General features: G+C 38.2%; 11 protein-coding genes. 2 read left to right on the top strand and 9 right to left on the bottom strand.

Features of this window, described 5'->3' with window-relative positions; all coding sequences use genetic code 11:
- Positions 1-220 precede the first annotated feature (220 nt).
- The 6 genes from I6E86_RS13495 to I6E86_RS13470 form a co-directional block, all read right to left on the bottom strand.
- Positions 221-859, bottom strand: coding sequence for a LysE family translocator (locus tag I6E86_RS13495; protein ID WP_197177900.1), 639 nt, complete (start codon positions 857-859; stop codon positions 221-223).
- A gap of 344 nt (positions 860-1,203) precedes the next feature.
- Positions 1,204-2,508: a PIN-like domain-containing protein gene (locus I6E86_RS13490; RefSeq protein ID WP_197177899.1), complete on the bottom strand. Its 1,305-nt coding sequence runs from the start codon at positions 2,506-2,508 to the stop codon at positions 1,204-1,206.
- 3 nt (positions 2,509-2,511) lie between these two features.
- On the bottom strand, positions 2,512-2,676 hold the full coding sequence (locus I6E86_RS13485) for a hypothetical protein (protein WP_197177898.1): 165 nt from the start codon (positions 2,674-2,676) through the stop codon (positions 2,512-2,514).
- Between the two features lie 16 nt (positions 2,677-2,692).
- Entirely contained in the window at positions 2,693-2,890 is a 198-nt protein-coding gene (locus I6E86_RS13480; RefSeq protein WP_197177897.1) for a hypothetical protein, read from the bottom strand.
- Between the two features lie 16 nt (positions 2,891-2,906).
- Positions 2,907-4,409 (bottom strand): MobA/MobL family protein, encoded by a 1,503-nt coding sequence (locus I6E86_RS13475; protein ID WP_197177896.1) that lies wholly within the window; start codon positions 4,407-4,409, stop codon positions 2,907-2,909.
- Positions 4,409-4,606, bottom strand: coding sequence for a hypothetical protein (locus I6E86_RS13470; protein WP_197177895.1), 198 nt, complete (start codon positions 4,604-4,606; stop codon positions 4,409-4,411). The genes I6E86_RS13475 and I6E86_RS13470 overlap by 1 nt, the downstream gene beginning before the upstream one ends.
- A gap of 199 nt (positions 4,607-4,805) precedes the next feature.
- Here I6E86_RS13470 and I6E86_RS13465 point away from each other — a divergent pair, with 199 nt between their 5' ends.
- Together I6E86_RS13465 and I6E86_RS13460 are read left to right on the top strand one after the other, a co-directional pair.
- On the top strand, positions 4,806-5,069 hold the full coding sequence (locus I6E86_RS13465) for a hypothetical protein (RefSeq protein WP_197177894.1): 264 nt from the start codon (positions 4,806-4,808) through the stop codon (positions 5,067-5,069).
- On the top strand, positions 5,059-5,358 hold the full coding sequence (locus tag I6E86_RS13460) for a hypothetical protein (RefSeq protein ID WP_197177893.1): 300 nt from the start codon (positions 5,059-5,061) through the stop codon (positions 5,356-5,358). The genes I6E86_RS13465 and I6E86_RS13460 overlap by 11 nt, the downstream gene beginning before the upstream one ends.
- 1,173 nt (positions 5,359-6,531) lie before the next feature.
- On the opposite strand, the gene I6E86_RS13455 is transcribed toward I6E86_RS13460, so the two are convergent.
- The 3 genes from I6E86_RS13455 to I6E86_RS13445 form a co-directional block, all read right to left on the bottom strand.
- Positions 6,532-6,885 (bottom strand): hypothetical protein, encoded by a 354-nt coding sequence (locus I6E86_RS13455; RefSeq protein ID WP_197177892.1) that lies wholly within the window; start codon positions 6,883-6,885, stop codon positions 6,532-6,534.
- 244 nt (positions 6,886-7,129) lie between these two features.
- Positions 7,130-7,399, bottom strand: a complete 270-nt coding sequence (locus tag I6E86_RS13450) for a type II toxin-antitoxin system YafQ family toxin (RefSeq protein WP_197177891.1) — start codon at positions 7,397-7,399, stop codon at positions 7,130-7,132.
- Positions 7,368-7,667, bottom strand: a complete 300-nt coding sequence (locus I6E86_RS13445; RefSeq protein ID WP_087815162.1) for a type II toxin-antitoxin system RelB/DinJ family antitoxin — start codon at positions 7,665-7,667, stop codon at positions 7,368-7,370. Before I6E86_RS13445 ends, I6E86_RS13450 begins: the two co-directional genes overlap by 32 nt.
- Between the last annotated feature and the right edge of the window lie 660 nt (positions 7,668-8,327).

The raw sequence follows: 8,327 nt of genomic DNA, 5'->3' as shown, positions 1-8,327 counted from the left end.
GGGGGGGGGGGCAGCCAATCTTTCTTATACGTACGGCTTTAAGCCGAGCTAATATTTTTCAGACAAAAAAAGACCTTCAGGATTTCTGAAGGTCTTTTTAGTTTGGTGAGATTTATGGCTATTTTCGAGCACGTATGCCGGTGCTTTTCCACCCCTAAATCCATTTACCATAATCTACCTTTATGCGAACAATAGGGCTTTTGAAGGTCAATTTACTCTTTTAGCCAGTGGGTGATTTCTGTCTTAACATGCTGATGGCGAATAGCCCAAGTACAGTACCTGATACCCATCTTTGAATGAGCATTACAGAGGGTTTTTTAGCTATCGTATTTTTGATTGAAGAAGCACTAAGTACAATAAGTCCATTAACGGTAATTGCTATCACTATTTGCACCATACCTAATTGTACAAATTGACTAAAAGTAGAGCCATTGGAGGGATCAATGAACTGTGGAATGAGAGCTGCATACATCAATGCAATTTTAGGGTTCAGTAAATTAGTGACGAATCCCATTGAGAAAAGATTTAGAGGTGAATGAGGTTTAAGCTCTTCAGCGACAAATATCGATTTACCCTTAGGTTTAACCATGTTCCAAGCTAAGTAACCTAGATATATAGCGCCTGCAATTCTTATAATGTCGTACATTATTGGAACTGCTTTGAATAACGTAGCTAGGCCAATTGCTGAAGCAATCATATAGAATAAAAATCCTGCCCCAACGCCTGCTAGAGATATCATTCCTGCAATCCGTCCTTGTGATATAGATCTTGAAACCAGATACATCATATTTGGTCCGGGAGACAAAACAATCCCCAACGCTATCAGCGCTACAGCAAATAAACTTGCACTCGTCACCATATCTATTCCTTATAAAATTAGGTTAATAATCTCTACAATTTCACGTATCGCCACGTTTTTATCCCCATTTCTTGCGCCCAAAATTTAGCAGTCGCTTTATCCGCTGACGGTACTATTTTTAAATCTAGCACTTCACTCAATGAATAGGTGGTGCTGCTCACCGTTTTGGGGTCGAACACATACCATCTGACAACCCTTTCTGTTGTTGCTAATACATATCTCATAGATCACCTTTTTTATTTTGTTTTTAGGTCACAAATTAGCCAAGATCAGGCAGTTTTTTTGCCTGTCCTGGCTAATTTGTGATCCAACAACCGCAGGGCGTTAGCTCAACCGTCAATCTGTCATAGTTGGTCATCATCCAAATCATCTATGTTACTTATGTTATTCCTTATTTTATTAATTATATCTGCCTTATTAGCGTCTTTATTGTACTTTGCCATAATATCCAGAACCCCTTGCCAGTTAGCTGCAAGATTATTGTTTGACTGATATTTCTCTACAGCAGACAATGCACCTTGCCACTTAGTTGCAAGATCATTATCTGCCTGATACTTCTCTACAGCGGACAATGCACCTTGCCACTTAGTTGCAAGATCATTATCTGCCTGATATTTCTCTACAGCAGATAATATATCTTCCCAGTTAGCTGCAAGATCATTATTTGACTGATATTTCTCTACAACATTTGAGGATGTATTTAAACTATCAAATGCATCTTTAGTTTCTTCAATAGCCTTATCGTTTATAAGGATGCCACAGTAACTCGTTGCCGCAGCAACGAAGTCCTTTGAGTTATACATTTTAAAAATATTAATTCCAGTTTTTTTATATATTTCTTTTTTGAGTTCAGTACGTGCACCAATAAATTTACTACCATCACATTTTACTATTTCCCACCAATCCTCTTTGATATCATCCGTAATAAATATAACGTTTTTTATGCTATCTAGTTTTTCAAGATGTTCTAAGATCTGTTTCCATATAATTAAATCTCCAAACTTTCTTTGGTATTCAATATCGTTGTAAATAAAAACAGCTTTGCTATCTTCATTACCTTTACTTGCATCCTTGTAGCCTGGCGGCACTTCATTTTTATACCTTGTATCTCCTTCTACGGCAACTTCCGTAACCCACGTTTGCTCTGGCTCTTCTCCAATCTTTCCCTCTAATAAATCGTCTAACTTAGCTCTAATTTCATCGTGTGTTCTCACAGAAGGTTGAGCCTTATCAGCTTTATTTACTTCTGCTATGAATTTATCAGCTAATGAACAAACCTCTTTTTTAAAATCTTCTTCCATCTCGAATAAATCAGAGTTTCTAACTTTTAACTTAAATCCAGAGAAGCTGTTGTTTGCCAAGGTTTTAATATCTTTTAACTTATTTTCGATGTCATCAAATAGATATTTCTCGTTTTTAATGACATCCAATCTTCTCCGCTGGTACTCTAGAGCGACATGGAAAGGAATCCAAACCTTATCTTCAATTAGATTTAATATCTTAAAAAACTCATCTTGAGTTTCTTGAGAGTAATGATATAAATTTAGTAAAATATTTGTATCAAATATAAATATCGTCTCACTATTAGACCAAGCTTCAGACAAATCTTGTTCTGATGGTTCATAAAATACTTTAAATTTCTCTTTCATCGATTATTTCTCACTTTTTTGTTTTAAAAACTCTTTTTGTTCTTTGGTCAGTGGTTCACCTAATCGCTGTCTCTGCTTAACAAGGTCTAAGAAAACATCGTCCATGTAGCCGTTTTTAGGGTTGTTACCGTATTCTTGGAAGTTTTTGATAGAATTTGAAATAGACATTTTGTACCTCTCTTAGTTATTTGATTTCTAAGTGTGGCGCTTGTGAGCGTCTTATTTTCTGCTCCACTCGCTTTTGTATGCCCTTGCCCCAGTTGGTTGCTCTTAACGCTACTAGTTGTCTGAAGTCCTCGTCCTCGCTCATTTGAATGGCGTTCAGTGCTGATTGGTCTATCCAGTCCTGCGTCAATTTGCTTGGCTCGTTTTTCTCGCTCATGGTCATATCCCCTATGTTAGTAATCAATATCCCTATCATTACCCCTATCGGCTTGCTGCACTTCTCTATCTTGCCGTCTTTGTGCTAACTCGGCTTGCCGTTGCTGTAGCTCTTGCTGTTCTTGCTGTTGGTCGTATAAGTTAACGTCTTTTTGTATGTCGCGTAACTGGTTATATTTATCAGGGAAAGCTTTGTAGTAAAGCGATCTAGCTATTTCTTTATACTCTGGGGTAATTCCTTTTTCCTGTTTGGTGTCATGTGCTGTTTTGAGCTTGTTATATTGCTCTAAATTCTTATCCAAATCCTGCTGCCATGCTTTTGTTTTAAAGGGATTCAGGGGTTTATTATCCCTTAATTTATTAATTTCTTGCAGCATTGGCTTAGCTTTCTCCCTTAGCTCCTTCAGCTCATGCTTGTGCATCTCTTCAGCCTTGCCAGTTATCCCCTTGTCAAAATCCTGTAGCAGTTGGCGCTTACGGTCTATCTCTTGGGCTGTATTTGGCTCTATTTGCGGCTTTGGCGGTGGCGGTGGGGTATTGGTAGCTTGTAAGGCCTTGGCTGCTTGTTGCTTGGCTCTGAGTGCGTCCATGCCCTGCTGAAACTCTAAGGCTTTTTTTTGTTCTTCCTTCTTGTTGGTGTCGATGCGAATTTCTAGCGCTAAACCCTTTATTTTTAGATTACCGGCGTTGATAGCTCGGTTAATGTCGCCCCTGTCTGTTTCTAGTCCTCTGCGCTCCATTGCTGACGCTTTCCACCCTAGTTTTTGCGTAGGTAGCTGCTCTATGCCACGTTCGGCATAGCTGCGGTGGTCGATGCGTTCATTAAAGCCCTTACGCTCTAGGGCTTGGTTGGCTATCTTCGCCCATTCTGCCCTAAGCTCTTTTATCTCAATGCTTGTTGCGCCTAGCCCTAGCGTCTTACGTTTAGTATTTGATAGCTCGATGGTCGCTTTGTCGCCAAACTCAACTTGACCATCAGCTGACAAGCTGACTTCTCTTGTCGTGGTCATAATGTGAGCATGATAATTTTTATTACTGCCTTCCTCATCGGGAGCATGAATGGCTACGTCAACCGCAACGCCATATTTTTTAGATAGCATTTTTCCAAAATCTAAAGCGGTTTGAGTTCCTGAAAAATCTTTTGCGTTATGCTCCGCAAACTCTTTTCGTAATTGGTAATCAGTCAGTAGCTCAGTACTTCGTCTTTCATCATCGCTTAATTGTTCTGGGTACTCGGGCATCAATTCACTAGGAATGGCAACTATCCACTCTCTAGCCGTTCTAGCATCTTTTCGCTTCTCGGCTTGTTCCGCTAAATTCCACAATTCGCTTCTATCAATTTCGTTATCGTCTTTATCAAAAACAGTGGCAAGAAGAACGCCCCCACGCTTACTATAATCATGGGTAAGCCCTGTTCGCTCGTCCTTGATTTCAGTACCAGCACGATAAGCAGCCGATGCCGTGGCACTTCTGCCACTGCTACGACTGATCGGCTTGGTGGTGGCGTGATAGATTGCCATTAGGGATGTATCTCATTTTTTAGGGTGAACATAATGCCTAATAACAGCCGCTCTTCAATCTCGGTGAGGGCATTTAAACCGTAGTCATGCGTCTTTAATATGACCGCTTGTTGGTCTGCGGTTAGATCAACCGTGATCGGTTCACTGGTTGCAAGCTCCTTGTACTTCTCAAAACTTAATGCTTCAAATAGACTCATTATTCTTATTCCTTTTTTTGAAATTTGGTCATTTTGGCTTTTGCTCCGCAGGACGCTCTTAGGACTTGTCGAAACCATGAAACGAAGTGTAAGGGTTTTACAAGTCGTAAGTGCGCACTTATCTAAAAAGACAGATAAGTGAAAGCACTCCAATTCACTGTTATACTAACATAACCATTGATATATTTTAGGTAGGATTATGCCAACAATAGAACAAAAGATCGCCCGTAAACAAGACGAGCTGAACCGACTAAAAACAAAACAGAGAAAACTTGAGACAGGCCAAAAGGTCATCATTGGTGGCATGATATTATCACTCGCTAAAGATGATCCACAGATAGCAGAGCAGCTGCTTAAATGGATTGATAGCAACATCACACGCAAAACAGATTTAGACCGCTTAGAGGACGTTATCACAGAATTAAGAAATAGCATCGAGAAGGGGTTTAGTCGTGGCTTATGATTATTTTATTTCGACCAATGAAAGTAACGACAAGGTAAAAATTCCAGAGTGGATTAGCGAACGTGACAATAGGATGGAATCTTATATCTCTGCTGGTGAAGTGGACTATCGAGGAACGTTTACCAGCAATGAGTTGATCCAACTGGCCAATCACTATGCTGACATTTGGGGAGATGCTATGAACAATTACCATAGAGACCTTCAAAATAAAGGCTTGGCGTACATAAAAAATGCGGATACAGATCAATTCACTCTATCAGCAATCTGCTGGTCATCAGGTGAACACTAGCAAGTACAACATACTTTTTTCGTGTTGTTTTTTAAATATAATTTGTTGTTTTTAGAAAAATATAATTCCTTCAAGTTAGAATTTTTTTGGCTACAGCCCTTTTTTTTCGGGAATCCAAGGTTATCTAAAAACAGATATTTTTGCTGTTTTATTTGAAATATAATTTGTTTTAGTTCAAATAAAATAAGTTCATTTTAAGCTGTAGCCCTTTGTTTTCAAGGTTTCAGACTAATATTTTCTTTTCACATTAGTTTTTTAATCAACGAACTCAACACTCAATCTGCTGATTGAATGTTTTTTTTGATTTTTGATTAGTCATTTAAAGTAAATTTTTCTTCAATCTCTTATGTTATATAGCCTAGGGGCTATATAACACCTGACCAAGCCTCACTTGTTATCATGCTCTTGGTTCGGCTGGGTTCTGAAATCAGGGAACACTCACCCTAAAGCACTCACAGTTGAAAAACTGCAAATCCTTTAGTGTTGTTACCTTGACGGTGCTTACTCATGCCCTCGGCACGACTTGGGACACTCATCAGGAGATCATCACTGTATCAAGCTGATCCTGTCAAGATTACGGCTGATAGCACCGCCTAGACACGCTCTTGACCGCTATACGCTTTCTAATGCTAGCAAGGGCTTCATACCCAATGTACCGCTTCGAAAGACGATATAACCACTCATTGCGTTGCTCAATATGTCTAGAACCCCCTGTCGAGAGCTTACTGTCACCCATACAATGCAGTCGTCACTGAGGCCTGCCACCCATTGCTAGGGAACAGTTACAAGGCATTGATTAGTGGAAGGTAACGAGCAAATAAATTGTAAAACCACGGTTTTGTTTTGTAAGAACTGGGTTTTATAGTCGCTAAAAGAGGTAATTTGATTGCAATCTAGCCTAGATTTGGCTTAAAATATGCCCTAATGGGCTTAATTGCTGGTCAAATAACGCAGTTTGAATGCTTATTTGGTCGTTACAGTGTGTTCCAGCACGCTGTAACCGTTAACGAACATTAAACGATAAACCCCCCTATTACGTCAAGTATTAGGGGGGTTTATTTTTTGTGCTTTTTAATCTACTCTGTTTTGAAGAAAAGTAAGCGTATGATAGTTTGAATAATGAGAAGTGATGATAAGTATAAAAACCTAACTAAAACATAGGTATAGGGGTATTTATTTTTTTCCAACTCTAAGTCTATTTAAGTTTAAAAACAAACTAACAATCCCTACTACGATAAGTGCACCTGGTAAAAATCCTATTCCTAAATCAAGTACTTTATTAGCTCCGAATAGGATAGATACTATGGCAATTGCTATGTATGACCAATCGCACCCAATACCTTTAAAAGCGTTAAAAATACTAACTAAGATAATTATAACACCTGCAAGAATATAGAGAGTTCCTTCAGGAAATGTATTTGGGATTGAGTAAACAATACCGGCACATATGAGGAAAATTGCTATACCAATTGCTCCGAAAATTGTTGTCTCTTGCGTTGTATCATTACTTTCTAACTTACCACTCATTTGACTCTCTCCTCTATATTATTCAACGTAAATCACATATTTGTAGCGGCTTGACCACTACTCTTAATATGCTTCTAATTTTGACGTTTTATTGAGGAGTAAACAAGCGTTTAAAGAGGGTATACGTCATTAAACGTCGTGTTAATTTTCTTATACATTTCACATCAATGGCTATCTAGATCCATTGCTAAGAGTTGGCTAGAATCATACCCTAGCCAACTCTTGAGCCAATAACTTCTAAGTGTTAACCAAACAGTTCTGAATGACTACCTAGCCTTACCAGTTGTAAGATATCATCGCCTCTTTTTAAGTATATTAGCACTACATCAGGTTTGATATGACAGTCTCTAAAATCCTTCCACTCACCTACTAAAGCATGGTCGCTATACTTTTCAGGTAAGGGTAAATCTTTACATAAGCAATTTATAGCTTCAGCCCATTCAGGTGTCATCAAATGGGTAATTAACTTTTTCGCATCTCTTTTAAACTTGTTCTCTGTAACTATCTTTCGCATCATTTGGCTCTTCTAGTGTTCTGAGAAGCTCGTCAGGCGTATAACTTTCTGTAAAATCTGTTCTGTTCAGAGCTTCACGCATAGCCTTCTGAGTTTCCATGTTAGGTTCAACCCAGTCAAAAGACAAAGGCACTTTTCGAGTTTTAACAATTTGGTTTGCTAATAACTTAAAAACTTGAGGCGTAGTCAATCCGTAGCTAGCTAGGACATTATCTAACTGTTTTTTAGTATCTGTATCCAAACGCATATTAAAATTCTTTGTAGACATTTTATTAACCTTCTATTATTTTTAGTAAAGAATATGTAAGACTAAATCTTTACAATGATGATTGTATCATATGTTCTTGGTTAGGTGAATTTATTTTAGGGCTTAGCTCTTAAGTCACGTTGACTACTAGTCTGATTTTGTTTGCTGTACATATCCCTTATATCATTTGATACAAGGGACTTTCCTATAAAAATGGTGTTATACCTATCAGCAATATGATCTCTACTATCGTAGAAAAAATATCTAAAATCAGAGATAGTATTTCTAGCTTTTTCATGTGTAAATCCTTTCATAATTTAAGTTTTTTTAGAAATCAACGAAACGTTGAATTGAGTTTTAGACCTGCTTCATATGTCTTGTGAACATTATGGTCGTACTTCACGAGACTGATTAGATGATGCGGTTCAGGTAGGCACTACTATCCAATAGGTGCTCCAAGATTTTCATTGCCAGTTATGGCGTATTGCCCTTATCCACCACTTTTTTATTATTCAACATTTAATTGATCTATAATTTTATGAAGAATTGAGGATAATCTTGACTGGCAGTAATAATTCACATTTTACTAAAGCCCTATGCTGCTACGCAGGGGATATAGTTCCGACTTTTGCTAAATATTATTGTAGACGCTTATTTTTAGGCGTCTCGAGGGGGGGGGGG

The organism is Psychrobacter sp. SWN149 (genome assembly GCF_015864565.1).
In the GTDB taxonomy this organism is placed as follows: domain Bacteria; phylum Pseudomonadota; class Gammaproteobacteria; order Pseudomonadales; family Moraxellaceae; genus Psychrobacter.
Note: the sequence above shows the minus strand (reverse complement) of the source record. Positions and strands in the feature narration are given on the sequence as shown.